The 722-nt window shown below is 67.2% G+C and carries 1 protein-coding gene; it reads left to right on the top strand.

Annotated features, from left to right (window positions below):
* A partial coding sequence (locus JaAD80_RS29830) for a type II secretion system F family protein (RefSeq protein ID WP_146012643.1) occupies positions 1–575 on the top strand: 575 nt, incomplete at its 5' end.
* Positions 576–722 lie beyond the last annotated feature (147 nt).

Genomic DNA, 722 nt, shown 5'->3' with positions numbered 1-722 from the left:
CCTGCTGGCGGCTGCTGCGCGCGCGCCAGCGCCGCCTGGCGCGCATCGAACAGCAGTTGCCGGAAGCGCTGGACCTGATGGGCCGCTCGATGCGCGCCGGCCATGCGTTTCCCACGGCCCTGAAAATGGTCGGCGACGAGCTGCGCGCGCCGCTGGGCAGCGAGATGCGCATCGTCTTCGATGAAGTCAACTTTGGCGTGGCCATGGGCGATGCGCTGGGCAACCTGGCCAGCCGCGTGCCCAGCACCGACTTGCGCTATTTCGTCGTGGCCGTGCTGATCCAGCGCGAGACGGGCGGCAACCTGGCCGAATTGCTGGGCCGCATCAGCGCCATCATCCGCGACAGGCTGACCTTGCTCGGCGAGATCCGCACCCTGTCGGCCGAGGGCCGCATGTCGGCATGGATCCTGTCGCTGATGCCGTTCGCCGTGGCACTGATGATGCAGCTGAGCAGCCCCGACTTCCTGCGCCTGCTGTACACGGACCCGGGCGGACGCAAGATGCTGACGATGGCCCTCGTCATGATGGGCCTGGGCATCCTGGTGATCCGCAAGGTCACGCGCATCCGCCTGTAAAGCCAACTTTTTTGGAAGGAAATACCATGACATGGCTGCACCTGCTGTTACTGGCGCTGACGTTCTGCGCCACCGTGGGCCTGATGCTGCTCGTGCTGCGCCCGTTCGGCGCGCCCGCCGTGCAGGCGCGCCTGCAGGCGCAAGCGG

Origin of the sequence: Janthinobacterium sp. AD80 (assembly GCF_002878455.1) — a bacterium.
Classification (GTDB): Bacteria; Pseudomonadota; Gammaproteobacteria; order Burkholderiales; family Burkholderiaceae_D; genus Janthinobacterium.
This window is presented reverse-complemented; position numbering and strand designations above follow the sequence as displayed.